Origin of the sequence: Streptomyces sp. NBC_00876 (genome assembly GCF_045207435.1) — a bacterium.
Classification (GTDB): Bacteria; Actinomycetota; Actinomycetes; order Streptomycetales; family Streptomycetaceae; genus Streptomyces.
This window is the reverse complement of sequence record NZ_CP108800.1, coordinates 3998984-4025123: the sequence shown is the minus strand read 5'-3', so window position 1 is coordinate 4025123 and position 26140 is coordinate 3998984. Positions and strand designations below refer to the sequence as shown.

Here is a 26140-nt window from a genome sequence, read left to right as displayed (position 1 = left end):
CTAGGCTCGCCCCATGACCTCCGTACCGTGCCGGAACTGGTGGCGCTCCTCCTAGGAGCGGCCACCTCTTCAGCGCGGGACCAGGGCCGTTCGATAGGGACGGCCCTCTTCTCTGCCCTCTTCCGGTACGGGCTCCGAGCCCGGCGGGGGCCGTCCTCCACGCACACGCCATCGCGAGGAGAGACCACCATGACCACGACCCATGCCGACAGCACCGCCACGCTCGACGAGCGGATCCACCGGGACCCCGCCGCCTTCAGGGTCCTGACCGGTGACCGGCCCACCGGGGCGCTGCACCTCGGGCACTACTTCGGCACGCTCCACAACCGGGTACGGCTCCAGGAGCTCGGGGTGGAGGTGTTCATCGTCATCCCCGACTACCAGGTGCTCACCGACCGGGACGTCGCCGAGCGGCTCACCGCGACGATGGAGGGGCTGCTGCTGGACTATCTGGCCGTCGGCATCGACCCGGAACGTTCGGTGATCTTCAACCACAGCGCCGTCCCCGCGCTGAACCAGCTGATGCTGCCCTTCCTCAGCCTGGTCTCCGTCGCCGAGCTGGGCCGCAACCCCACGGTCAAGGACGAGATCGCGCACTCCCGGCAGGCCTCCGTCAGCGGCCTGATGTTCACCTACCCGGTCCATCAGGCGGCCGACATCCTGTTCTGCAAGGGCAATCTGGTGCCGGTCGGCCAGGACCAGGTGCCCCATCTCGAAGTGGCCCGGACCGTCGCCCGGCGGTTCAACGAGCGCTACGGGACGGTCTTCCCGGAACCCGAGGTGCTGCTCTCGGACGCGCCGCTGCTGCTCGGCACCGACGGCACCAAGATGAGCAAGAGCCGCGCCAACTCCATCGCGCTGAGCGCCGACGAGGACACCACGGCCCGGCTGATCAAGGGGGCGACGACGGATGCCGAGCGGCACATCACGTACGACCCCGAGGGACGGCCCGGGGTGTCCGGGCTGGTGCTGCTCGCCGCGCTCTGCCTCGACCGGGACCCGCACGACGTGGCCGAGGAGATCGGGGGCGGGGGTGCGGCGGCGCTGAAGCGGACCGTGACCGATGCCGTCAACGGCCGGATGGCGCCGATGCGCGCCCGACGGGCCGAGTACGCAAGGGACATGGGGTACGTACGGTCCGTGCTGCGGGCCGGCAACGAGCGCGCCAACGCCCTCGCCGACGCGACGCTGATGGAGGTCCGGGAGGTGATGGGGGGACTGGTCTAGGGCGTTCTCCGCGACGGCCGGCCGGCGCGCGTCACGCCGGCCCGGTCTCAGTGCCTCGTCAACGACCCCCGCCTGCGGAGCAGTTCGGCCAGTCCGCGCCGGGTCGCCGCGATCACCACCCGGTCGGTGGGCTGGAGGACGTAGCCCGGGTGCAGGTTCCAGATCAGGCCGCCCGGCCGGTCCTCGGTGGCGGGGCCCGTTCCCGGTGTCGCCAGGTCGGGGCGGCGGTCGGCGGGCGGGGCCACGTCCAGGGCGAGCACCCGCCAGGCCCCGGCCCGGAACGCCTGCTCCACCGTCCGGCCCTCCAGCTGCGGGTGCCCGGCCACCTCGACGGCGGCGAACAGCATCACCTTCCGCTCGACCGGCACCGCCCCCAGGATCTGCCGGCCCATCATGGCGACCGCGAACGAGGGCGCCGCCAGATGGGAGACCGAGCGGGAGCGGGTCAGCGCCTGCGGGTGGGCCGTGCGCAGGGTGCGGTAGACGGCGGTGGCGAACTCGTCGTCGAACAGCCGCAGCGTCACCCGCAGATCCGGCTTGACCGAGCGGGCGTACAGCGCCGCTTCCAGGTTCGTGGTGTCGACGCTGGTCAGGGCGAGCAGGGCGCGGGAGCGCCGGATCTTCGCCGCCTCCAGGACGCCTTCCTGGGTGACGTCCCCGATGACCACCGGTACGTGCAGCCGACGGGCCACCGGGATGCCGCGCGCGTCCGGGTCGTCCTCCACGCACACCACGGGGATGCCGAGTTCACGCAGCTGGACGAGGACACGCGTACCGATCTTGCCGAGGCCCAGCAGCACCACATGACCGGACAGGCCGCGCGGCGGACGGCGCAGCGAGGAGGCCGTCCGCAGCGAACCGAAGGCCTCCAGCACCCCGGCCACCAGCAGCGGCAGGAGCATCAGCCCGGCGACCCCCGAGAGGATCTGGATGATCTGGCGGGCGGTCGGCTCGCCGATCGCCGGGTCGCCCATCGCGAACAGGTCGAGCAGGGTCAGATACGTGGCGTGCAGCGGATCGTCCCCGGTGGTGAACGAGGACGCCACCGCCAGGCCCAGGACCGCCAGGCCGACGCCGAGCGCGGACCAGCGCAGCCGGCGCGAGAAGAACTGGCTCAGCGGTGCGCTCCGGCCGCCCATCCGGGTCGCCGGGGCGGCCGGACCGTTCTGGCTGACGGCCTCCAGGACGATGGTTCCGCGCCCGGTCGCGGCGGCCACCTGGGCCCGGTCGGGCAGCAGCCGGGGGCCTTCGTCCCCGCTGCTGTCGGAGCCCTCGGTGCCGGCCGGGTCATGGGTGGTGGAGGAGAGCAGCGCCAGTGTGCACAGGCCCGGGTCGGCGATCTGCCCGTCCCGGGGAGGGGTGCGTTCGGCGGCCCGCAGGAGCAGGCCCTCCGCGTGGATGACCTTGCTGGAGCCGGCGAGCGCGGTCGCCGCGAGGGCGGGGGCCGCGGTGTCGGCGTCGGAGAGGACCGTGGTGGAGGCGTCCAGCGCGGTCGGGTCGAGGCCGGGCGAGGCGACGGCGGCCGCCTGGTCGAGCAGGGCCTCCAGATGCTGGCCGAGCTTGCGGTTGTAGAGCCGGATCACCAGCCGGACACGGGGGTTGATGCGGCGCGCGGTCAGCGCGGCACGGATGTTGCGCTCGTCGTCGTCGTAGACGAGGGCCAGCGCGGCGGCCGTGTCGATGCCCGCCTCCTCGAACGCCTCGTCGGACGGCTCCGCCGCCTGGAGGATGCGGACCGCCTCCACCCCGGCGTTGGTGTCGTTGTCCCCGCCGTTGCCGCTCGCGCCGTTGCCGTTCCCGAGTCCGCCGTTGCGGTTCATCGCCGACGACATGCGGCCGAACAGGGCGGCCGCCCGGCCGCGCCCGGTCAGCGGCAGCTCCGGCCGCACCGAGCGGGGATCCGGCGGCAGGACGAGGGTGACCCGCTCCCCGTAGACGTAACGCAGCTCCACCGCGAGCCGCTGGGCGAGCGCGTCGTCGCCGCAGACGACCATGTGTCCGGAGAACGGGGAGCGTTGGGGCTGCTGGGGAAGAGGAGGCACATGTCCCAGCATGCCCTGCTCCCTTCTGATGATCGGTACGGTCAGCCGTCCTCGTGTGTCCCGGAGTGTGCCCCGGGGTGTGTCCAGGGGTGGGCCTCGCCGTGCGTCCCGGGGTGCGTCGCGGACGGTGGCCGGGTGAGCAGACGGCGCGGGTCCGCCGCCCGGCTGATCGCCGACTCGACCGCCGCGATCCGGTCCGCGAGCAGTCCGAGTGCGGCCACCGCGCGGGTCAGCGGATCACCGTCCGGTCCGCCGAGCGCCTGGGCGCGGACGTACGAGGCGGTGACGGCGGACCACCGCTCGGCCTGCGCGGGGCTCAGCGTGCCGCGCAGGGCGGCGAGTTTCAGCAGGGACGCCTCGGCGCCCGTGGTGAGCGTCTGGGCCTCGCCGGCGTAGTGGTCGTCGATGACGGCGGACAGCTCGGCCCCGTTCATCACGGGGACGATCCGCTCGGCGATCCGGTTCATGTTCCGGTACGAGCCCTGGAGCCGGAACGGCGGCTCGGTGCGCGTCGCGTCCGTCTGCGCGGCCGACGCGATGTACGCGGCGTTGACGGCGAGCACCGTGTCGCGGGCGTGCAGCAGATGCCGCAGCACGGCGGTGATCCGGTCCACCTCGGCAGGTGCGTAGGGGTGTTCGAGCTGCTCCGCGCGGGCGGTGGCGTCGGTGCCGGAGGCGAGCCGCAGGAACAACGAGAGGTCCTCGCGGGAGCGCCCGGCGAGCGGGGCCAGCACCGGGTTGGCGGTCAGCGCGTTCTCGACGAAGCTCAGCGCGAAGACGTCCTCGTGGCCGCTCAGTACCTCGCCGAGGTTCCAGACGTCGGCCCGGTTGGCCAGCATGTCGGGGATCGTGAACCGCTCCCCGGACTCGGTGTACGGATTGCCCGTCATACAGACCGCGAACCGCTTGCCCCGCAGGTCGTAGCTGCGCGGCTCGCCGTCCCGCACACCCTCGATCCTGCGGGTGGCGTCGCAGAGGGGGATGAACTTCTGGAGCAGTTCGGGGGAGGTGTGCTGGATGTCGTCGAGCTGGAGCAGTGTGTTGTTGCCCGCCTCCAGCGCGAAGTTGATCTTCTCGATCTCCTGGCGCGCGGTCGCGCTGCGCGCCTGCGCGGGGTCGAGCGAGGTCACCTCGTGGCCCAGGTTCGGCCCGCTGATCTTGACCAGGACCAGGCCGAGCCGGTCGGCGACGTACTCCATGAGCGTGGTCTTGCCGTAGCCGGGCGGCGATACGAGCAGCAGCAGGCCCTGCGAGTCGGTGCGCCGGTCCGCGTCGGCGGTGCCGAGCTGCTTGGCGAGGCTGTCGCCGATCAGCGGCAGATACACCTCGTCGAGCAGCCGGTTGCGGACGAACGCCGACATGACGCGCGGCCGGTGGTCGTCCAGCCGCAGCCGGGAGCGCTCGGCGGCGGCCAGGGCGGTGCGCCGGCGCTGGTAGGCGCGGAAGCCGGGGACGGCGGCGGTGCGGAACTCCCCGGTACGGAAGAGGAGTTCATCGATGCGTACGGTCAGCAGGCCGCCGGTGATGCGCGGGTGGACGCCCAGCAGCCCCGACACGGTCGCGGTGAGGGGCGCGTCGCTCTCGTAGCGGGCCAGGACCGGCTCCGGGCAGAGCTCGACGGCGACGGCCTCCGCGAGATCGCCCGCGTCGAGTTCCGTCCCGCTCGACCGGGCGTACGAGGTCAGCCATCCCTCGACGAGCTGGCGGCGGGCGGGCAGATCGTCCACCACGCCGTTGGCGGCGAGATCCTCGTCGTACGCCGAAGTGCCGGTCGTGCGACGGAACTTGTCGAGGAAGGTGCGGACCGTGGCACTGGTGACGAAGCCCTCCGGGCCGCTCGTCAGTTCCTCGAAGAGGTACGAGGCGACGGCACGGGAGTTCTCGCCCGCGATGACGCCGGCCCACTCCTCCTGGAGCGTGGCGATGGCCGGGCTGAGCCCGAACGTCTCGCGGGCGCGGGCCAGTGAACGGGCCCGTCGCGTCCAGGACGTCCGGCGGGCCTCGTCGGCCCCGTACGCCCAGAAGAGCTGGGCGGCGGACCGGACGGCGGGCGTGCAGCGCAGCAGTCCGGCGGCTGTGTGCAGCTTCAGCAGGGCGCCGAGGATGGCGGTGGCGTCCTCGTCGTGGACCCCGCGCTGATGGCCCTCGTCGTACGCGGCTGCGGCCGACTCCCGTACGAGCGAGGCCAGTTCGCCTTCCGCGAGTGCCGTCAGCCGGTCGGCGCCCTGCTCGTCCAGCAGTCGGGCGGCCAGGTGCTCGCCCCGGTAGACGGACGGGGACTCGGAGGGCAGCGACTGGTCCCAGTACGGGCGGGTGACCAGGAAGTCCGGGTCGGTGACCGGCATCCGGTAGTCGGTCCCGGTGACGGCGAACGCGAGTCCGTCCTCCTGCGGAACCAGCGTCAGCTCGAACGGCTGGGTGTTCACCGCGAACCGGTGCCGGCCCAGCCGGATCGCCGTCCCGCCGTCCGCGTACAGCTCGCTGCGGTCGCGCAGCGCCCGCCCCGCCTCCTGGCGTGCGGCGAGCAGCTGCCCCTCGAGTTCCTCGGCCCGCACCGTGTCACCGAGTCCGCGCAGCTCGTCCGCGGTTCGGCGGACCTTGGCGACCATCGGGTCGGAGGCGAAGTAGGTGTGCACGGCGTCCGCGTCCGGCAGCGCGGCGCTGCGGCGGCCGACGGTGTCCAGCACCCGGGCGGCGGACTGTGCGAGGCGTTCGGTCCGCCGGGCGAGGGCGTCCTGAAGGGTCTGCCGGCGGGCCGAGAACGCCTCGTACACCTCCGTCCGCCGCTCACCCAGCTCGGTCAGGAAGTCGTCGAACTCGGCGAACCGCGCTTCCAGGTTCTCCAGTTGCAGCAGCAGCCGCGCGAGCTGGTCGTCACAGGCGGCCGGGGTGTCCGCTGCGGCCAGTGCGGCCGTGACGGCCTGCCCCAGCAGGGCGAACTCGGCGGCGAACTCGGCCCGGCCCTCGTGGTCGAGCAGCGCGCGCCGGCGGGCGTCGAGCGTGGCGCGGGCCCGGTTCACCCCGCCGAGCACCTCGGCGATGCGTTCCAGGATCGCGGTGCGGACCACGCCGTCACCGATGTCGAGACCGGTGACGACGTCCGTCACCGTGTTCAGCCCGTCCGTCATCCCCGCCAGCCGCTCGCCGAGCGCGGCGGCGTCGCTGACGGTGGCGAGGGCGGCGGCCTCGTCCGTGAGCCGGGCGATGTCCTCGTGATAGCCGGCGAAGGCCCCGTCCCCGGCCAGGAACCCGACCGCGCGCCGGCCGGCCGCGGTGAGGTCGTCCGCGGTGGCGGCGGTGAGCTCGGCGATCCGCTCGGTGTCCGCGTACCGCATCTCGGCGAGCGTCGCCAAGTGGCCGTGGGCGTTGCGCAGGTCGGTCAGCCGGTCGACCCATTCGGCGGCCGAGCGCGGCGCCTCGCCGCGGACCCGGCGCACCAGCGCGGTGATCCGGTCCGCCGTCTCGGTGAGCGCGTCCGCGGCCCGCCGGGTCTGTTCCTGCACCGCGTCGAACTCGGCCAGCACCTGCTGTGCGGTCGTGCGGAGTTCGGCCAACGGTTCGCCGAGGGCGCCGAGTTCGCCCTCGTCCAGCCAGTGGTACCGGTCGGTGGCGCGTGAGCAGTCGGCCACCAGCCGCGCGTACCCGGCGCCGGTCGGGGTGGTCCCGTCGGCGCTGTGCGCGATCGCCAGGCAGTCGGAGATGCCGCGCACGAGGTCGGCGTTGCCGACCCGGGCGAGCGGGCCGGTCCCGGCGGGGCGGGAGGCGGCGTAGGTGTCGGAGACGTACGGGGTCTGCCAGCGCTGCACCGGGTGAACCCGGACCGGGCCGCCGTCCGCGCCCTCGACCGGGTCCCGCAGGAGTACGAGCGTGCCGTCGTCGAGCAGGCCGTGGCCACGGCCCTGGAGCGGGGTGGCCACCTCCTGGCGGATCACGTTGTACGGGAGGAGCAGGCTGCGCCCGTCCTCCCGCGAACGGAACACGTACAGGACGTCCTCGCCGTTGGGGGAGCGGACGGCTCCCTCGAAGACGGGGTCGGCGAGCGGCTCCGCGATGTCGAAGGTCTTCGCGGTGCCGGCGGTCAGGTAGTAGCCGCCCGGGAAGATGATCCCCTGGTCCTCGGGGAGCCGGTGGCAGGCCGGACCGATCCCGTCCAGCCGCTGCACGGTGCCCAGGAGCCGGTTGTGGACGAGATGGCGGCTCGCCTCCTCCTTGTACGGCCGGATGCGGAGCAGGACGAGCGGGCCGGTCAGCGCGTACTCGACCTCGGCGTCGGCGAGCGACTGGAGGGGTTCGGTGACCGGCTCCCGGTAGATCCCGTCGGGGCTCTCCGTGTCGTCGGCGGTCTTGAGCGTGAGGTGTCCGCCGAGCGTGCTGACGAAGAGCGGGGCGTCCTTGCCGTCCTCGGTCCCGCCGACGGCGATGTGCGGGTGCCGGCCCGGGATGTGGGCCTCGCGCCCCGCGACGGTCCAGGCGAAGTCGTGCGACGGCGGGAACACGTGGTCGCGCTCGCCGCGGGCGTCGAGGAAGGCGCCGGGCGATCCGTCGGCGTTCAGCTCCCAGCGCAGGACGCGGATGTCCTCGGCGGTCTCGCCGGTACGGAACACGGCGAGCAGCCGTCCGTCGGTGCGGCGCAGCCGCAGCAGCCGGGCGTCGCGGTAGTAGCGGTGCAGGCCGTTGAACTCACGGACGAAGGCCTCGTCGGAGAGGAGTGGGTGGGTGCCGGGGGCGAGGTCGGCGCCGTACAGCGCGAGTACGTCGTCGACGGCGGGGTCGTCGGTCCGGCCTGCGCCCCGCTCGAAGCCGAACAGGAGCTGTCCGCCGATCGCGACGAGGTCGCGGGGGGTGGACGGCTGCGCGGTCCGGACCCGCTCGCTGCCGAGCAGCCGCAGTCCGGTGGAGCCGAACTCCTCGGTCCGGCGGGAGTTGAGCGCCTCGGCCCTGCGGGTGAGCTCCGCGGCCTGGGCGGCGAGCCGTCGGCGCAGCACGTCGTAGGCCCCGGCCTCCACGGGGCCGCCCGGGGGCGGCGGGGTTCCGGTGTCCATGCGGTGCGGGCTCCTTACGTGGATGTGCGGGGTGCGCCGGGCGGGCCTGCGGCCGGCGGTTGTCCTCAATCGCCGGACGGGCTTGATTTGGGCCTGATGGGGGTTCGGGTTCCGGGTGGTGTGGGGGTTGTTGGGCGTGCCGGTCGTCCTCAATCGTCGGACGGGCTTGATTTGGTTGGGGTTTCGGGTGGCGTGCGGTTTCTTGTGCGCGCCGTCTGTCCTCAATCGCCGGACGGGCTTGTACTGCCTGGCGTTGCTGTGAGCGCGAGCGGGAGTGATCCCGGCCGTGCGGCCACATCCAGCCCGTCCGGCGATTGAGGACGGACGGTGCTCCGGGGGACTGCCACGGGACAGGTCCGGCCGCATCCAGCCCGTCCGGCGTTTGAGGACGGACCGACGCCCCGGGGGGCATCCGCCGGACAGGTCACGGAACACACCGAGCCTGTCCGGCGATTGAGGACAGGGAGACAGGGGACCCGGCTACCCCACCGGCGTACCGTTCCTCGACGGTGACGGGTTCGGCACCGCGCCGACCGGCAGGTCCGCCAGGCCCAGGGACCGGGCGTGCTCCAGGAGCTCGCGGACCTGGTCCGCACCCACGCCCCCCACCCCCGGCGCAGCCATCATCCGCATCAGGAGCGCCGAAACCGTCAGGTTCTGTACGTCACCCGACGACACCGACCCCAGCACCCGCGTCACGTCGTCCGTGAACGACGACGTGCCGTTCAGCCACGCCCCGCCGAGCGCCTTCGCCGTGTCCGAGTTCTCGACGAACCCGTCCAGGCTCTTGCCCATCGAGATGGACGAGACCAGCCGGTCGAAGAAGACCGACTCCCCGCCCACGATGTCGATGTCGGCGTTCTCCAGACCCGCGGCCACAATCGTCGCCTGCGCCTGGGCGACCTGCCGCTGCACATCGAGACCGGCCAGCCGGATCTCCTTCTCCGCCGCCAGCCGCAGCCGGTACTCCTCGTGGCCGCGCGAGGCGTCGTCCAGCGCCGCCATCGCGGCCGCCTTGTCCGTGAGCCCCGCCGCCTCGGCCTTCAGCTTCTCGCCGATCATCGCCGCGTCGGCCGTCGCCTGGGCCTGGGTGCCCTCGGCCGTCGCGAGCGCCTTGAGCCGGGAGCCCTCCGCCTCGGCCCTGAGCCGGGCGGACGTCGCCTCGGCCTCGGCCCGGCCGGTCTTCTCGATGACATCGGCCGCCGCGTCCCGTACCTGCACGTCCGCGAGTCCGGGCGCCGCCGACTCCGCCTGGACGCCCTCGGCCAGCCGCAGCTTCGCCCGCGCGTCCAGGTCCGCGGTCTTCAGCCGGGCCTCCGCCAGCGTCAGCGCCTCGGCGGCCCGGTGCGTGGCCGCGGCCTCGGCGGCCTCCGCGGCCTTGATGTCCTTGACGAGCTTCTCCTGGGCCTCCGCCTCCGCGGCGATGATCACCGACTTGCGGGTCCGCTCGGACTCCTCGACGGCCCGCAGCGTCTTGATGGACTCCTCCTGCTCGGCGACCGTACGGTCCACCGCGATCCGCTCCCGGATCACATCGGCCACCTCACGGCGCTCGGCCTCGACCTCCTTCGTCGCGGCGATGCGGTTGAGCTCGGTCTGCCGTTCGCGGCCGATGACCTCGATCAGCCGGTCCTTCTCGATGCGCTCGTTCTCCACCGCGATGACCCGCTCGCGGTTCTTCTGCGCGACGGCGATCTCCCGCGCCTGGTTCTCCCGCTGAACGCCGAGCTGCTCCTCGGTCCGGATGAACGCGGCCTGGGCGCCCAGGCGTTCCTCCTCCTGGACCCGGGCGGTGGCGGCCTCCTCGCGGGCGCGCAGCGTCTCGACCTCGCGGCGCTGCTTGATCTCCGCCTCGGCCTGCCGGCGCTCCAGCTCCAGGATGGTCTCCCGGGCGTCGACGTCCTGCCGGGTGATCTCCTTCTGCTCGGTGCGCTGGAACTCGTTGGTCCGCACATGCTCGATCGCGGTCAGCTCGGTGATCTTGCGAATGCCCTGTGCGTCAAGGATGTTGGCGCGGTCGAGCTGCGTCATCGGCGTCTGCTCGAGGAAGTCGATCGCCGCGTCGTCGAGGTGGTAGCCGTTGAGATCGGTGCCGATGACCCGGATGATCCGGTCCCGGAACTCCTCGCGCTTGGTGTACAGATCGACGAAGTCCAGCTGCTTGCCGACGGTCTTGAGCGCCTCGGAGAACTTCGAGGCGAAGAACTCCTGGATCTCCACCTTGTCGCTGGCCCGCTCCGTACCGATGGCCTGGGCGACCTTGATGACGTCCTCGACGGTCTTGTTGACGCGTACGAAGAAGTTGATGTGGATGTCGGCACGGATGTTGTCCTGGCAGATCAGGCCCTCGCGCCCGGTGCGCCGGATCTCGATGGTCTTCACCGAGATGTCCATGTACTCGGCCTTGTGCAGCACCGGCAGGACGACCGCGCCGGTGAAGGTCACGTCGACCTTCTTGGTCTTGGAGATGATCAGGGCCTTGCCCTGTTCCACCTTGCGGAAGAGCCGGGTGACGATCAGGAGCAGGGCGATCGCGATGAGCAGGACCACGGCGATGAGCAGGCCGAGGCCCAAGGAGATGGCTTCCATGACAGTCCTTGGCGGCTGGTGGTACGGAAACGGGAACGGGGACGGAAACGGGAACGGAGATGGGGACGGAGCCGGAAGAGGAGAGGTGCGCGGGCAGCACGGTGCGGCGCGTACCGCGCGGACGGGGTGCCTGGATCAGGCGGAGTGGCCCGGTGGTCCGGGGCGGCGCGGGCGCCGCGCGGCCGGCGGCGGACCCGGGTCGAGCGCACGGTCGTACGGCGAGACCCAGAAGAACTCGCCCGCCTCGTCGTACGCGTAGAGCAGCCCCGAACTCCCCGCCGTGAACTCCGCGTCGGTCGGCTCCAGTTGGCGTACCTGGACGATCGCGGTGGATCCGTCGGCAGCGGCGACCTCGGCCTGGCCGAAGTCCGTGCCGACCGAGCCCGTACGGATCGTGCAGACGCGGCCCAGGAAGTCCTGGCGCGATGGAGGAGGCTGGTCCGGGAAGACGCGGCGGAAGTGGCGCACCAGCAGCCGCACCACGGCCCAGGCGATCAGCAGTGCCCCGGCCAGGACGCCGAGGGCCAGCGCGGTCCGGGCGGTGCCGGTGGCGTCGGTGCGGTGCAGCAGGACCGAACCGGTCAGGGCGCTGAACCAGCCGACGGCCACCATCACCGAGACCGAGACGGTGACGGGCACCCCGCCGATGCCGGCGAGATCGGTGTCGAGGTCCGCGCCGAAGGAGTGGTGGTCGGCCGCGCCGGCCAGGACGAGCAGCCAGAAGGCGATGACGACGACCAGCGCCGCGGCGAAGATCACGGCCGGGAAGGACAGCGTCGCGGTCACGAACTCCTGCATCGGTCCACCCCCTGCCGTTCCGCCGGCAGTCGCTGCCGGTGGCTGTGCAGGGTCCGGCGATGACCCCGGTGCTGCGGTACCGCCGTCAGCGGTACCGCAGCAGCCGGGTCTTCCCCCGTCCCCCGTGCACCCCCGTGTTTCCCCCGTGGTCCCCCGGTCGGTGCTGATGGGATCGTGTCATCCGGGGCGGGACAGCCGCATTGCCGGAGTCCGGCAGTCTTTCTTCGCGCTCGATGCCGGGCACCGGCATTCGCCCGTACGCGTTGTGTAAATATCACTGATGCATCAGGAGCGGAGGCGGACGCGTGGCGGAACCGGAGATTCCCGACGGTTTTCTGGAGGGCTACGCCCGGATTCTGGCTGAGGTCGCCGTCTCCGGGCGCAGGCTCACCCGGGAGGAGCTGGACGCCCGCCGCGCGCTGGGCCGGCAGGCCGCCGAGGCCGGACACCAGCTGCGCGCCCTGGTCCGTATCCATCTGGCCGAGACCCGGGCCAACTGGCCGCAGGCCGTCCCCGGAGCGTCGGCGTCCGCCGCCGCCGCGTCCGCCGGGAGTGTGCTGGCCGCGGTGGAGCAGGCGGTCGACGCGTTCGCCGAGGGCTTCGAGCGGGCGCAGCGCCTCACCGTCCGGCGGGAGGAGGCCGCGCGCCGGGAGTTCATCGACGACCTGCTGTACGGGCGCAGCGACCTGGGCCGGCTCGCCGAGCGCGCCACCCGGTTCGGGCTGCGGCTCTCCCGCGCCCACGCCGTGGCGGTGGCGTCGGGCCCGGAGGCGTACACCGAGACGGATACCGTGCCGCGGCACGTGGAGTCGGCGCTGCTGGCCCGGTTCGACGGCCGGAAGATCCTGCTCACGACGAAGGACGGCCGGCTGATCTGCATCGCGCCCGGCAGCCAGCCCGATGTCCTGCGGTTCTTCGCCAAGCAGGCACACGCGGCGACGGACGGCGGCCGGGTCGCCATCGGCCGCGCCCACCGGGGTCCCGGCGGCGTCGTCCAGTCCTACGACGAGGCGCTGGACGCACTCGGCCTGGCGGAGCGGATGGGGCTGGACGATCCGGTCCTCTACTCCGCGGACCTGCTGGTCTACCCCGTGCTGACCCGGGACCGGCAGGCGATGGCCGATCTTGTACGCAGCGAGCTCGGCCCGCTCCAGCAGGCGCGGGGCGGTGCGGAACCGCTGCTGAGGACGCTCACCGTGTACTTCGAGGCGGGCTGTGTCGCGGCGGAGACCGCCCGCCGGCTGGCGCTGAGCGTGCGCGCGCTCACCTACCGGCTGGAGCGGATCCACCAGCTCACCGGCTCCGACCCGGCCGACCCGGTGCACCGCTACACGCTGCAGACCGCGGTGATCGGGGCCCGGCTGCTGGACTGGCCGGCCAAGGAGGTCTGAGCAGCGGCTTCCGCTGCCCGCCCGCCCTCCGTTGCCGGGTCCCGGCAGGTTCGCCGGACCACGACGCTCCCCGCATGCGGGGACGGCGACCTCGGCCTAGCGTGATCAGTCGGGGGATTCCGGCGGTGCGCGCAGCGAGGGAGATCTGCACCATGGCCCGTCATGCACGTCAGCCGGGGGAACCGGCCGAGGACGGAGAATACGGGCGGTCGGCGACCGCGGCGGCGTCCCGGTCCGGACCCGGACAGGGAAGCGGCCGGCAGAGCGGCCCGGACGACGGCAAGGAGAGCGGCCCGGCCCACCGGTGGTGGGTCCTGGGCGTGATCGGGCTCGCCCAGCTGATGGTGGTGCTCGACGCGACGATCGTGAACATCGCGCTGCCCTCCGCCCAGCAGGACCTCGGCTTCAGCGACGGAAACCGTCAGTGGATCGTGACGGCGTACGCCCTGGCCTTCGGCTCGCTGCTGCTGCTCGGCGGCCGTATCGCCGACCTGGTCGGCCGGCGGGTGGTGTTCCTGACCGGTCTGGTCGGCTTCGCGGTCGCCTCGGCGATCGGCGGCGCCGCCCCGAGCTTCGAGGTCCTGGTGCTGGCCCGCGCCCTGCAGGGCATGTTCGGCGCCCTGCTGGCCCCGGCCGCGCTCTCCCTGCTCACCACGACGTTCACCGTTCCCAAGGAGCGGGCGAAGGCCTTCGGTATCTACGGCGCCATCGCGGGCGCGGGCGGTGCGGTGGGCCTGCTGCTCGGCGGGGTGCTCACCGAGTACCTGAACTGGCGCTGGTGCCTGTACGTGAACCTGCTGTTCGCGTTCGTCGCCTTCGTCGGCGGTTCGCGCCTGCTGACGGCGGGCGCACCGGCCGACCGCCCGAAGCTCGACATCCCGGGGACCGTGCTGGTCTCGGCGGGCCTCTTCTGCATTGTGTTCGGCTTCTCCAAGGCCGAGACGAATCCGTGGAGTTCGCCGCAGACCTGGGGGTTCCTGCTGGCCGGTGCGGTGCTCGTGTCCGCGTTCGCGTGGTGGCAGACCAGGGCCGAACATCCGCTGCTGCCGATGCGGGTGGTGCTGGACCGGGACCGTGCGGCGTCGTTCCTGGCGATGTTCATCTCCGGCGCCGGCATGTTCGGTGTGTTCCTGTTCCTCACCTACTACCTCCAGAAGAGCCTGCTGTACTCGCCGGTCTCCACGGGCGCGGCCTTCCTGCCCATGGTCGCCGTCATGATCGTGACGTCCGTGACGACGACCAACTCGCTGGTGCCGCGGTTGGGGGCCAAGCCGATCGTGCCGCTCGGCATGGGCCTCTCGGCGGCCGCGATGATGTGGCTGACCACCCTGAACCTGAGCAGCAGCTACCTCGCCCATGTGCTGCCGCCGCTGATCTGCCTGGGGCTGGGGCTCGGCATGATCTTCGCCACGGCGATGAACCTGGCCACCGCCGGGGTCGGGGCGAGGGACGCCGGGGTGGCCTCGGCCATGGTCAACACGAGCCAGCAGGTGGGTGGTTCCATCGGTACGGCGTTGTTGAACACCCTTGCCACCAGTGCCGCCGCCGACTACCTCGTGGGCCGCAGGCCGACCCCGGCCGCCGTCGCCCAGGCCCAGCTGGAGAGCTACTCCACCGCGTACTGGTGGTCGGCGGGCTTCTTCGCCGTCGGACTGCTGGTCACGGTGATCCTCTACCGGCGGGGCGCGCCCAACCCCCACCCGGTGGAGGAACCCGCACCGGCCCGGGCCTGAACGCACCGGCCCGGGCCTGACGGGGAGCAGGTCGCCCGGGAGTCAGTCCGCGGACGCGGCCAGCTCCTCCTTGGCGGCGGGTGCCCGGGTGGCGGGGACCGCGGCGTCCGCACCGGCGCCGGTCGCAGGCCCGTCGTCGCGGCCGCGCCACTTCTGGATCTGCTCGACGGCCGGCTGGGTCCAGCGCGCGGTGAGCGGTCCGACGATGACCAGGATGAGCACGTACGCGGTGGCGATGGGGCCGATCCGCGGCTCGGTCGCCACCGCCAGCCCGGCGATGACGATGGAGAACTCGCCGCGGGCCACGAGCGTGCCGCCCGCCCGCCAGCGCCCGCGCGCTCCGATGCCCGCCCGGCGGGCCGCGTACCAGCCGGTGGCGATCTTGGTGAGGACGGTGACGACGGCCAGCAGGGCGGCCGGCAGCAGCACCGGGGGGATCTCCGCGGGATTGGTGGAGAGCCCGAAGAACACGAAGAACACGGCGGCGAACAGGTCCCGCAGCGGGGTCAGGAGCTTGCGGGCCCCCTCGGCGACCTCTCCGGAGAGCGCGATGCCGACGAGGAACGCGCCGACGGCCGCCGACACCTGCAACTGCTGGGCCACGCCGGCGACCAGGACGGTCAGCCCGAGCACGACGAGCAGCAGCATCTCCGGATTGTCGGAGGACACGGCCCGGCTGATCAGCCGCCCGTGGCGCAGCGCGAGGTAGAGGACGAAGCCGACGGTGCCGAGCGCGACGAGCAGCGCGATGCTGCCGCCGGCGAAGCCGACGCCCGCGAGCATCGCGGTGAGCAGGGGCAGATAGACGGCCATCGACAGGTCCTCGATGACCAGCACCCCGAGGATGACGGGCGTCTCCCGGTTGCCGAGGCGGCCCAGATCCGCGAGGACCTTGGCGATCACCCCGGACGAGGAGATCCAGGTGACCCCGGCCAGGGCCACGGCCCCGACGGGTCCCCAGCCGAGCAGCAGCGCGGCGACGGCGCCCGGGGTCGCGTTGAGCACGAAGTCGACGGCGCCGGACGGGTACTGGGTCTTGAGACTGGTGACGAGTTCGGAGGCGCTGTACTCGAGCCCCAGCAGGAGCAGCAGCAGGATGACACCGATCTCGGCGCCGACGGCGGTGAACTCCTCACTGGCCCCGAGCGGCAGCAGCCCGCCCTCTCCGAAGGCGAGCCCGGCCAGCAGGTACAGGGGGATCGGCGAGAGGCCTATCCGTCCGGCGAACCGCCCGATGATGCCCAGCCCCAGGATGACGGAGCCGAGCTCCACCAGCAGTGCGGTCGTGTCGTGCACGGTCAGCCCTCCGCAATGATCTCGGAGAGCGCGTCCACGCCCTCACGCGTACCGACGACGACGAGCGTGTCCCCGATGGCCAGCCGGAAGTCCGGTCCGGGTGACGGATGTGCGCTGTGCGTCCGCAGCACCGCCACGATCGAGGCCCCGGTACGGGTCCGTGCCCGGGTCTCGCCGAGCAGCCGGCCGCCGTACGGGGAACGCGTCCCGAGCGGTATGTGCTCGGTGACCAGATCGATGCCCTCGGTCCGTACGGCGTCGATCGGTGCCGCGTCGATGAGGTGCGCGAGTCCCGTGGCCTCCTGTGGGGTCAGGGGTACGGAGAGGCGGCACGAATCAGGATCGTCCTGGTCGTAGAAGCCGATGAAGCGCCGTCCGTCGTGGTGGACGACGACGGAGATGTGCTGTCCCGACTCGGTGGTGTAGTCGTACTGCACGCCGACTCCGGGCAGCGTGGTGCGGTGGGTTCCCATGGCTTCCTCCCGAGGAGCGCGGTGTGCGGTGATGCACTTGGTTAACTCTTTAGGTTCGCATTACCTTATCCGGAGGGTCCCGCCGCCTTGTCCGGACGGGTCCCGGCCCCGGCCCCGGCGGGCAGCCCATAGGCTCGCGACGACGGTGGGACCGCCTCATCGCGGGACCCGGGCGAACGGGCGGAAGGGGCACGCGATGGCGGGCTTTCGGGATCTGAGGTTCAGAGCGGTCACCGCGCTCCAGCGGCACGTCGTCAACCCGCTCGCCCGGCGCAGCCCCGGGCAGATCCTCCTGGAGACCACCGGCCGCACGTCCGGGCTGCCGCGGCGCACCCCCGTCGGCGGCCGCCGCACCGGCCAGGAGTTCTGGCTCGTCTCCGAGTTCGGCGACCGGTCCCAGTACGTGCGCAACATCCGGAAGGACCCGCGGGTCCGGGTCCGGATCAAGGGCCGCTGGCACCGGGGGACCGCCCATCCGCTTCCCCGGGACGACGCCCGGGCCCGGCTGCGGACCCTGCCGGCGTACAACAGCGCGGTGGTACGGGTTATGGGGACGGACCTCATGACCGTACGGGTGGACCTGGAGGACTGAGGCCCGACGCACACGTGCCCGGCCGGTCCGCGACCGGCCGGGCACGCGAGGGTGCCGACGGCCCGGATCAGTCGCTGATCTCGATCTTGCCGCTCGGCGCGGCGGCAGCCGTGGTGGTGTCCGACTGGGCCGGGACGGATGCCTTCGGGCCCGCGCCCTTCAGGTTCTTCAGCAGCGCGGCGAGGTCGACTCCGGTGGTGGAGCTGAGGAGTTCCATGCCCTGGGCGACGTTGTCCGTGACCGTGCGCGACAGCTGGCTGGCGCCGTCCGTGGAGATCACCGTCATCTTGTCGATGGCGCTCAGCGGCTCGGACGCCTTGGCGACGACCTGCGGAAGCACCTCGACGAGCATCTGGAGGACGGCCGCGTCGCCGTACTGGGCGAACGCGTCGGCCTTCTTCTGCATGGCCTCGGCCTCGGCCGAACCGCGGGCGGCGATGGCGGCGGCCTCGGCCTCGCCCTCGATGCGCACGGCCTCGGCCAGCGCGGAGCGGTGCAGCTTCTCGCCCTCACCGGTCAGCCGCGACCTCTCGGCGTCCGCCTCGGCCTCCTTGACCTGGGCGATACGGCGGGCCTCGGCCTCCTGCTCGGCCCGGTAGCGGGCGGCGTCGGCGGGCTTGCGGACCTTGGTGTCGAGCTCGCGGTCGGTCAGCGCCGCCTGGCGCTCGGCGACCTTCTCCTGCTCCGCGAGGACTTCCTGCTGACGGGCGGCCTCGGCGAGCGGTCCCGCGGCGTTCGCCTTCGCGGCGGCCGCTTCCGTCTCGGCCTTGATCTCGGCCTGCTTCAGGTTGAACGTCCGCTCGGCGATGGCGATCTCCTCGGCGGCCTTCAGCCGGGCCTGCTCCGAGGCACGGCGGGCGATCGCCTCGGCGATGTCCGCCTCCTGCTTGGCGCGCGCGGCCTCCGGGCGGCCCAGGTCCTCCAGGTAGGAGCCCTCGGTGGTGATGTCCTGGATCTGGAACGCGTCCAGGATCAGGCCCTGACCGGACAGGCTGGCCTCGGCCTCCTCCGCCACCTGACCGGCGAACGCGGCCCGGTCGCGGATGATGTCCTCGACCGACATCCGGCCGACGATGGCGCGCAGCGCACCGGAGAGCACTTCCTGGGTGAAGCCGACGATGCCGTCCTGCTGCTGGAGGAAGCGCTGGGCGGCGGCGCGGATCGCGTCCTCGCTGCCTCCGACCTTGACGATCGCGACGCCCTCGAGGTGGGACTTGACCCCGCGCAGGGTGACGGCTCCGCGCACCGCGACCGGGATGTGCCGGCTGGAGAGGTCCAGGGTGAACCTCTGCTGGACGAACGGCACGACGAAGACTCCGCCGCCGACGACGACCTTCTGGCCGCTGTTGTCGATGCTGGACTGCCCGGTCACCGGGTCGACGGACTTCTTGCCGCGGCGCCCGGTGATGATGAACGCCTCGCTGGGCCCGGCGACCTTGTAGCGGGTGATGACGACGAGGGCGAGGAGTACGAGGAGTACGACGACTCCGATGACGGCGAACAGGACTGGACTCATGAGGATGTCCCCCTCTGCCTCCCGACGGGACGGCAGTTCTGTGGCGAGCGGTGGTGTTCCGGCCGGTGAGCCGGCTCAGCGTTCGACGGGGCGGACCGAGACCGACGTGGTCGAGAGCGTGGCCTCGACCCAGATCTCGGCGCCGCGTTCGACCGGCACCGGGCTCTTGGCCGCCAGCTTCACGGGCTGTCCCCCGAGCCGCAGCACTACCTCCCCGTAGCCGTCGGCCGGAATGGCCGTGACCACGGACCCGGACGTGCCGAGGAGATCCTCGCCGCGCGGTGTGGCGGTGGTCCGGTCCCGCATCAGCGCCCGGCTGAACTTCCAGGTCAGCCAGGCGGCGGCCAGACCGGCGAGCACACCCGCGGCGGTGGCGGCGATCGTGCCGGCACCGGTCGTGCCGAGCACGAGGGCGCCGCCGAAACCGAGCATCGAGACGAAGCCGGCGATCACCGGAAGGGAGAGCAGCCCGTCGAAGAGACCGTCCAGCACACCGCCGAAGAGTCCTTCGAGGATGCCGTCGAAGACCAGGGACAGGGCGAGCAGAACGACCCCCGCGATACCGAGACCGAGAAACAGCGTCATGTGTACACCCCTCCCGGTCTGCGGACCCCCGAAGCCTGCGGAACCCTCCGGACTCCGCGGAATCTCCCGAAGCCTGCGGAACCCTCCGGACTCCGCGGAATCTCCCGAAGCCTGCGGAACCATTCGAACAATTCCGTCGAACTGGCTGGATGATCCCATACCTGCCCGACCGCCGGTACTGCCGGGTTCCGGCAGTCTTTTACGTGTTCTTGATGCCGGTCAGGTGATCGGCCAGGGTGTCCAGCGACTGGAACGTGGCCCCGAGCAGCGCCACGTGCTTCCAGCGCAGCACCCCCTCGGCGTCGACCAGGAACACCGCACGCCGCACCCCGATCCCGGGCGCCGCGACCCCGAACGCCCGCGCGGTCTCCCGGTCCGGGTCCGCCAGCAGCGGCATGCGCAGCTGGTGGGTGCGTGCGAACGACTCGTGGCTGTCCACACCCTGTGGACTGATTCCCCAGACCTCCGCGTCCAGCCCTTCGAAGGTCTCCATGCCCGAGGAGTACGAGCAGAGCTGCTTGGTGCACACGGCCGTGTTGTCGCCCGGGTAGAAGGCGAGGACCACGGCCCGGCCGCGCGCGGCGGAGAGCGTGTAGTCGCGGCGCTCGAAGGAGTCCCCGTCGAGGACCCCGCCCGCGAGCGTGAAGTCCTGTACCTGCTGTCCGAGTCGGGGTGACGATCCCATGCGATGTCCTTAGAGGGTCGGCGCTGCGTGAGGGTGCTGCCCGTGCTCCGTACAGCATGCTCGGTACGTCCTCGATCACCGCACCCGGAGGTACACATGACCGTGCGACGCCCGCCGGCGGCTGCGGTGCTCCTGCTGCACGGCGGCCGGGAGGCCGGTCTCGGTCCGCCGCCGCCCGGCCCGCTCAACCTGCCCGCCGTGCGGATGCGCCCGTTCGCGGGGGCTCTGCGAAGGGCGTCGGCCGGGGACGTCCTGGTCCGGGCCGTCCGTTACGGGCACCGGGGCTGGAACGGTTCCCGGGCGGACCCGCTGCACGACGCCGTACGCGCCCTGGACGAGCTGCGTCGGGTGGCGGGGGAGATCCCGGTGGTGCTGCTCGGGCACTCGATGGGCGGCCGCGCCGCACTCGGTGCCGCCGGTCATCCGCTGGTACGGGGTGTGGTGGGCCTCGCCCCGTGGTGTCCGCAGGGGGACCCGGTCACCCAGCTCGCCGGGCGGGACGTCGTCCTGGTCCACAGTCCGCTCGACCGCATCACCAGTGCCAAGGCCTCCGCCGCGCTCACCGCCGGGGCCCGCGCGGCCGGCGCCCGGACCTGCCTGGTCACGGTGCAGGGCGGCGATCACGCGATGCTCCGGCGCGCCCCCGCCTGGCACCGGCTGACGGTCTCCCTGGTGGCCGGGCTGCTGGGCCGGGCCCCGCTCCCCGGACCCGTCGCCGACGCGCTGCGGCTGCCGCCGGGCGCCACGGCCGACGAGGGCACGGTGGACCTGGAGCGGCTGCTCGCACCCGGCTCCTACCCGGCGGGCGAGGCGGGCGAGGAGGGCGGGGCGTAGTAGCCCAGGAACATGTCCACGCCGTGGGTGACCAGCCGGTCGGTGGCTTCGTCGTCGATCGTCGTGCCGTACGAGCCGAAGACCAGGTGCGGGAAGACCAGCAGCGCGTACAGCTGGATGATCGCCGTCTCCAGGTCGGGGATGACCAGCCGGCCGCGGCCGGCCAGTTCGCGCAGGGCGTCGGCGACGGCCGGGTGGTGGCCCTCGGGCCCGTTGCCCTGCCAGCCGTGCGCGAGTTCCGGGAAGCGGTGCAGTTCGGCGGCCACGAGATTGCGCAGGGCGATCACATCGGCGTTGCCCCGGACGGCCGCCACCCAGCCGCGGGCCGCCTCGACGAAGGCGGTCCGCAGGTCGGGGGCGTCGGCGAGGGCGGCGAGCGCCGCGGTGGAGGCGCCGCCCAGCGGTTCGTCGAGCGCGCCCGCGACGACCGCGGTGAACAGGGCTTCCTTGCTGCCGAAGTGGTTGTAGACCGTCACCTTCGACACGCCCGCCTCGGCGGCGATGACGTCCATGCCGACCCCGAAACCGTCCCGGAGGAACGCCTCGCGGGCGGCCTTCACGATGGCCTGCCGCTTGGCCTCGGCGCGGGGTCCGGCGGGGCGGGGCTTGGTGTCCATGGAGCGATGCTAACAGCGACCTGAACTGAACGGTTGAGTTCATCTGTACTGAGCCGTACAGTTCAGTTCATGACCCATGACACCTCCCCGCAGACCACCGCACACAGCCACGGACATGACCACGGGCACGACCGGGACGCCCAAAGCCCGCCCGCCGTCCGGCGGCCCGGGACGATGCTCGCGCTCATCTGCGTGGCCCAGTTCATGCTGGTGCTCGACGTCACCGTGGTGAACGTCGCGCTGCCCGACATGGCCGCCGACCTGCACCTCGACCGCACCGCGATGACCTGGGTGGTCACCGCGTACACCCTCTGCTTCGGCGGCCTGATGCTGCTCGGCGGACGCCTCGCCGACGTCCTCGGGGCCCGGCGCACCCTGCTCGCGGGCCTGGCCGTCTTCACCGCCGCCTCGCTGGTCTCCGGGCTCGCCACCGGCGCCCCGGTGCTGATCGGGGGCCGCGTCGCCCAGGGAGTGGGCGCCGCACTGCTCTCCCCCGCCGCGCTGTCGCTCGTCACCACGTCCTTCCACGGCCCGGCACGCAACAAGGCGCTCGGTGTGTGGGCCGCCATCGGCGGCACCGGTTCGGCGATCGGGGTGCTGGTGGGCGGCGCCCTGGCCGGCGGGCCCGGATGGAGCTGGGTCTTCTACATCAACGTGCCCGTCGGCATCGCCCTGCTGGCCGCCCTCCCCGTCTTCGTACCGGCGCGCGCACCGCAGCCGTCGGCCCGGCTCGACGTGCCCGGCGCCCTGCTGGTCACCGCCGGCACGGGCGCGCTGATCCACGGACTGGTCCGGGCCGGGGACGGCGGGTGGGGCGCGCCGGCCACGCTGCTGCCGCTGGTGGCCGCGGTGGCGCTGTACGCGGGGTTCGCGGCGGTCGAGCGGAAGACCCGGGAGCCGCTGGTGGACCTGCGGATGTTCACCCGGCGGCCGGTGCTCGCCGGGGCGTTCCTGATGCTGATCGCCACCGGACTGCTGATCGCGTTCTTCTTCCTCGGCTCGGTCTACCTCCAGCACGGCCGGGGCTACGGGGCGCTGCGGACCGGTCTCGTCTTCCTCCCCGTGGCGGTCGCGGTCGGTGCCGGGGCGCATCTGGGTTCGCGGCTCGTCACCACGGCCGGGAGCCGGGCCACCGCCGTCGGCGGCATGGTCATCGCCACCGCCGCCTGCGTCCCGCTCACCCGGATCGGCGCGGGCAGCAGCGCCTACGGGGTGCTGCTGCCGGGTCTCGCGGTGGCCGCGTTCGGGCTCGGGGCGGTGTTCGTCACCGCGACGACCACGGCCCTGGGCATGGTCGCGCACGAGGAGGCGGGGCTGGCCTCCGGGGTGGTCAACACCTTCCACGAGGTGGGCGGGGCGATCGGCGTCGCGGTCGTCTCCGCCGTGGCGGCAGCGGGGATCGGGGGCGCGGTGGGCTCGGTGGCCGGCTTCGCGGACGCGTTCACGGTGTGCGCGGTGGCCGCGGGCGGCTGCGCGGCCGTGTCCGCGGTGCTGGTGCCCCGGGGGAAGCCGGAGACCGGGGGCGCGATGCCGGTGCACTAGGCCCTCTCGTTCGGATCGGGCCGGGCTCGCGGGGCCGGCCCGGTCCGAACGAAAGACCCGGTACGGCCGGCGGTCTGCGGATGCGGGGCCGGTGCGGGCGGCCGACGATGAAGGGCCGGGCAGTCGGGTGGCCCGCGCCCTGCCCCTGGAGGTTGCCTTGCAGGCCGATGCGTACGGCAGTCCGTCGCCGCTCGACATCGTGGCGCTCGCGGCGCTGATCGACGGCACGACAGCCGGTGTGGGCGTCCTCGACACCGGACTTCGCTACCTGTACGTGAACCCGGCCCTCGAACGGCTCAACGGCGTCCCGGCCGCCGCCCATCTGGGCCGTACGGTCTCCGAGGTGCTCCCCGACGTCGAAGCCCGCGAGGACATGATGCGCGCGGTGCTCACCGACGGCAGGGCGCGCGAGATCACCTCCAGCGGCCGTACCCCCGCCTCCTCCGGCTCCGCCACGCGCTACTGGCACGGTGCCTACCACCGGCTGGAGGTGGCCGGCCGGGTCGTGGGCATCGCCGGGATCGTGCTGGAGGTCATGGCCTCGGACGAGGAACAGCGCCAGCTGGCCCAGGCCAGGCGCCATCTGAACCTCCTGGACACCGCGAACACCCGGATCGGCACCACGCTCGACATGGACACCACCTGCGCCGAGCTCGTCGACCTCGTCGTCCCGGGGCTCGCCGACCTCGCCACGGTCGAGGTCTTCCCGCGCGACGTCGCCCCGCCCGTGCGCCCCGCACCGCCCGGGGTGATCCGGCTGCGGAGGGCGGCGCTGACGGCGGTGCCGGGGCTACGCGAGGAGGTCGCGCGGTTCGGGGTCGCCGGCGACTACATCGACTACCAGGAGGACGCGGCCGTACCGCGCTGCCTGGCCACCAACCAGCCCGTCGTCGAGAACCTCACCGGCGACGAACAGCTCGGCCGCTCGGCGCCCTCCCCGGAGCGGGTCGCCGCCTACCGGGCCCTAGGGATGCACTCGGCGGTCATCGTGCCGGTCACCGTGCGCAGCGGGCCGATCGGCATCCTCGGCCTGGTCAGGGCCGGGGACTCGCCCGTCTTCACGGACGCGGACGTGGTGGTCGCCCGGGAGCTCGCCGGACGGGCCGCCGTCGACCTCGACCACGCACGCCGCTTCACCCACGAACACACCATCGCCCTGGAGCTCCAGCGCTCGCTGCTCTCCGAACCGCGCCCGCCGCACCCCCACATCGAGATCGCCACCCGCTATCTGCCGGCCGACCGGAGCGTGCTGGTCGGCGGCGACTGGTTCGACGTCATCCCGCTGCCCGACGGACGCCACCTCAAGGCGATGGGCGACGTGATGGGGCACGGCGTCGAGGCGGCCGTCGCCATGAGCCACTACCGCTCACTGCTGCGGCTGCTGGCCGACGAGGAACTGCCGCCCCACCGCATCCTGGAACAGCTCGACCGGATGGTGGAGCGGTCCGGCCTCGACCGGGCGGCGACCTGTCTGCTCGCCGTCGTCGACCGGACCGGCGGGGTGTGCGAGGTGTCGAGCGCCGGCCATCTGCCGCCGGTGTTCATCGATCCCGGTCCTGCCGGGACCCGGCTGGGCGACGTACTGGCGGGCCCGCCGCTCGGCACCGGCTTCGGCGGCTACCGGACCACGGTGGTGGAGTGCGGTCCCGGCACGGTGCTGTTCATGTACACCGACGGCCTGGTGGAGCGGCGCGACGAGGACATCGACGTGTCCGTCGGCCGCCTCAAGGAGCTGACCCTGCCGCGGAGCGGCGATCTGGAGGAGCTGCTGGACACGGTGCTCGACCGGTTCGGTCCGGGCGCCGAGGACGACATAGCGGTGATGGCCTCGCGGTCCCGGGCGACGGCCGGGTGACGGACCCGGTCCGGCGGGCGTTGTCAGTGGCGGGTGCGACGATCGAGGACATGAAGCCGTTGCTCCTCGCCGACATCGAGGCCGCCGTCCGCAGCAGCTGGGGCGCCGACACCACCACGCCCGTGCACCGGCCGCACTGGACCCCGGCGAATCCCGCCCGCGACCAGTGCGGGGTCACCGCCCTGGTCCTGCACGACCTGCTGGGCGGTGAGCTCATACGCGGCGAGGTCCACGTCGACGGCGTACGCACGGACTACCACTGGTGGAACCGGCTGGGCCCGGGGACGGAGATCGACCTGACACGCGAGCAGTTCGGACCCGAGGAGCTCGTCTCGGGCGGCACGGTGATTTCCCGCCCGCCGCGGATCAACCGGCTGCGCGAGGAGTACGAGCTGCTCCGCGACCGGGTCCTGGACCGGCTGCACGCTCACGCGTAGCGGTGTCCCGGCCGTCTCGGCGGATCACCCCAGTTCGAGGCTGGTGATGCCGAACAGCCCCGTGTGATCGACGTCCGGCGCCGGCCCGGTGTACATGCGGGCCGTCTCGAACGACGGCTTGAGCCCCAGCTGCTCGGCCAGCCGCACCGCCGCCGGGTTGGCGTCGGGCACGTCCACGGCGACCGGGGTGGACGGATCGGTGGCCGCGAGCGCACTCACCAGCGCCCCGGCGATGCCGGGCGTGGCCGCGTACAGCGGACCGATACGGGAGGACGTGCGGCACGCGCGCAGCACGGCGAGCCCCCGCACCTCGCCCTCGCACAGCGCGACGAACGCGGTGCGTCCCGGCGTGGTGGTCCAGGCCGCCAGGAAACCGTCGCGCTCCGCAGGGAAGAACCGGCGGTCGTACGCGGTGACCTGACCGAAGGGCAGCGTGCGGGCGTCCACCAGGGTGACGCCGGACGGAGGCGGGATGTCGACCGGGACGAGCCCCTCGTACCGCATATTGGTCCAGGCCGGACGGAAGCCGGAGCTGCGGTAGTTGGACTGCTGCTCCACCACCCCGTCCAGTCCGGTGTTCCGCCCGGCCAGCCGCGCCGTCCCGGTGGCCCAGAGCCGGCTCCCGTAACCCTGGCCACGCAGCTCCGGGCGGGTCAGATAGAAGCCGAGGAAGCCGAATCCGGAGCCGTAGCGGACCACGGAGACACAGGAGGCGGGCACCCCGTCGAGCCGGCCGATCAGGAAACCGCACGGATCGGCCGCGAAGAACGCCTGACCGTCGGTCAGACCCGGGTTCCAGCCCTCGGCATGGGCCCAGTCCGCCATCAGCCTGATGTCGTCGGCGCTTGCTGTGGTGATCTCGAAAGTCGGCACGGACCCACCATGG

Annotated in this window: 19 protein-coding genes; 8 read left to right on the top strand and 11 right to left on the bottom strand. The window is 72.7% G+C overall.

Annotated elements, in window-relative coordinates; all coding sequences use genetic code 11:
• The first annotated feature begins 189 nt into the window (after positions 1 to 189).
• Entirely contained in the window at positions 190 to 1227 is a 1038-nt protein-coding gene (trpS, locus tag OG782_RS17620) for a tryptophan--tRNA ligase (RefSeq protein ID WP_406452048.1), read from the top strand.
• A gap of 47 nt (positions 1228 to 1274) precedes the next feature.
• Here trpS and OG782_RS17615 read toward each other — a convergent pair whose 3' ends face one another.
• The 4 genes from OG782_RS17615 to OG782_RS17600 all read right to left on the bottom strand — a co-directional run bounded on the left by OG782_RS17615 (position 1275) and on the right by OG782_RS17600 (position 11698).
• The gene (locus tag OG782_RS17615) at positions 1275 to 3281 is read right to left on the bottom strand and encodes an NAD-binding protein (protein WP_406452046.1); all 2007 of its coding nucleotides are present in this window, start codon (positions 3279 to 3281) and stop codon (positions 1275 to 1277) included.
• Between the two features lie 29 nt (positions 3282 to 3310).
• A complete protein-coding gene (locus OG782_RS17610) occupies positions 3311 to 8311 on the bottom strand; it encodes a DNA repair ATPase (protein WP_406452044.1) in 5001 nt (1666 codons plus the stop codon).
• Positions 8312 to 8791: 480 nt separating this feature from the next.
• Positions 8792 to 10900, bottom strand: coding sequence for a flotillin family protein (locus tag OG782_RS17605; RefSeq protein WP_406452042.1), 2109 nt, complete (start codon positions 10898 to 10900; stop codon positions 8792 to 8794).
• A gap of 135 nt (positions 10901 to 11035) precedes the next feature.
• Positions 11036 to 11698 (bottom strand): hypothetical protein, encoded by a 663-nt coding sequence (locus OG782_RS17600; RefSeq protein ID WP_406452040.1) that lies wholly within the window; start codon positions 11696 to 11698, stop codon positions 11036 to 11038.
• Between the two features lie 305 nt (positions 11699 to 12003).
• Between OG782_RS17600 and OG782_RS17595 the strand changes: the two genes are divergently transcribed.
• Positions 12004 to 13089 (top strand): PucR family transcriptional regulator, encoded by a 1086-nt coding sequence (locus OG782_RS17595; protein ID WP_406452038.1) that lies wholly within the window; start codon positions 12004 to 12006, stop codon positions 13087 to 13089.
• A 152-nt stretch (positions 13090 to 13241) separates the two neighbouring features.
• The gene (locus tag OG782_RS17590) at positions 13242 to 14822 is read left to right on the top strand and encodes an MFS transporter (RefSeq protein ID WP_406452036.1); all 1581 of its coding nucleotides are present in this window, start codon (positions 13242 to 13244) and stop codon (positions 14820 to 14822) included.
• A 42-nt stretch (positions 14823 to 14864) separates the two neighbouring features.
• On the opposite strand, the gene OG782_RS17585 is transcribed toward OG782_RS17590, so the two are convergent.
• Complete coding sequence (locus OG782_RS17585; protein ID WP_406452034.1) at positions 14865 to 16118, bottom strand: cation:proton antiporter; 1254 nt, start codon at positions 16116 to 16118, stop codon at positions 14865 to 14867.
• A gap of 2 nt (positions 16119 to 16120) precedes the next feature.
• A complete protein-coding gene (locus tag OG782_RS17580; RefSeq protein WP_406452032.1) occupies positions 16121 to 16591 on the bottom strand; it encodes a cation:proton antiporter regulatory subunit in 471 nt (156 codons plus the stop codon).
• Positions 16592 to 16787: 196 nt separating this feature from the next.
• Here OG782_RS17580 and OG782_RS17575 point away from each other — a divergent pair, with 196 nt between their 5' ends.
• A complete protein-coding gene (locus tag OG782_RS17575; RefSeq protein WP_406452030.1) occupies positions 16788 to 17183 on the top strand; it encodes a nitroreductase/quinone reductase family protein in 396 nt (131 codons plus the stop codon).
• Positions 17184 to 17250: 67 nt separating this feature from the next.
• Here OG782_RS17575 and OG782_RS17570 read toward each other — a convergent pair whose 3' ends face one another.
• From OG782_RS17570 to OG782_RS17560, 3 genes are all read right to left on the bottom strand, one after another.
• Entirely contained in the window at positions 17251 to 18699 is a 1449-nt protein-coding gene (locus OG782_RS17570; protein ID WP_406452028.1) for a flotillin family protein, read from the bottom strand.
• 75 nt (positions 18700 to 18774) lie between these two features.
• On the bottom strand, positions 18775 to 19284 hold the full coding sequence (locus tag OG782_RS17565) for a hypothetical protein (RefSeq protein ID WP_406452026.1): 510 nt from the start codon (positions 19282 to 19284) through the stop codon (positions 18775 to 18777).
• 199 nt (positions 19285 to 19483) lie between these two features.
• On the bottom strand, positions 19484 to 19969 hold the full coding sequence (locus OG782_RS17560) for a peroxiredoxin family protein (RefSeq protein ID WP_406452024.1): 486 nt from the start codon (positions 19967 to 19969) through the stop codon (positions 19484 to 19486).
• A gap of 96 nt (positions 19970 to 20065) precedes the next feature.
• Here OG782_RS17560 and OG782_RS17555 point away from each other — a divergent pair, with 96 nt between their 5' ends.
• Entirely contained in the window at positions 20066 to 20803 is a 738-nt protein-coding gene (locus OG782_RS17555; protein WP_406452023.1) for an alpha/beta hydrolase, read from the top strand.
• Here OG782_RS17555 and OG782_RS17550 read toward each other — a convergent pair.
• Complete coding sequence (locus OG782_RS17550) at positions 20764 to 21420, bottom strand: TetR/AcrR family transcriptional regulator (protein WP_406452021.1); 657 nt, start codon at positions 21418 to 21420, stop codon at positions 20764 to 20766. The two genes, OG782_RS17555 and OG782_RS17550, sit on opposite strands and share 40 nt — an antisense overlap.
• A gap of 69 nt (positions 21421 to 21489) precedes the next feature.
• On the opposite strand from OG782_RS17550, the gene OG782_RS17545 reads away from it, so the two are divergent.
• From OG782_RS17545 to OG782_RS17535, 3 genes are all read left to right on the top strand, one after another.
• Positions 21490 to 22962 (top strand): MFS transporter, encoded by a 1473-nt coding sequence (locus OG782_RS17545; RefSeq protein ID WP_406452019.1) that lies wholly within the window; start codon positions 21490 to 21492, stop codon positions 22960 to 22962.
• Between the two features lie 157 nt (positions 22963 to 23119).
• A complete protein-coding gene (locus OG782_RS17540; protein ID WP_406452017.1) occupies positions 23120 to 24817 on the top strand; it encodes a SpoIIE family protein phosphatase in 1698 nt (565 codons plus the stop codon).
• Between the two features lie 50 nt (positions 24818 to 24867).
• Positions 24868 to 25254 (top strand): hypothetical protein, encoded by a 387-nt coding sequence (locus OG782_RS17535; protein ID WP_406452015.1) that lies wholly within the window; start codon positions 24868 to 24870, stop codon positions 25252 to 25254.
• A gap of 24 nt (positions 25255 to 25278) precedes the next feature.
• On the opposite strand, the gene OG782_RS17530 is transcribed toward OG782_RS17535, so the two are convergent.
• Positions 25279 to 26127 carry a GNAT family N-acetyltransferase gene (locus tag OG782_RS17530; protein WP_406452013.1) on the bottom strand — a complete coding sequence of 283 codons (849 nt, stop codon included), beginning with the start codon at positions 26125 to 26127 and terminating at the stop codon, positions 25279 to 25281.
• Between the last annotated feature and the right edge of the window lie 13 nt (positions 26128 to 26140).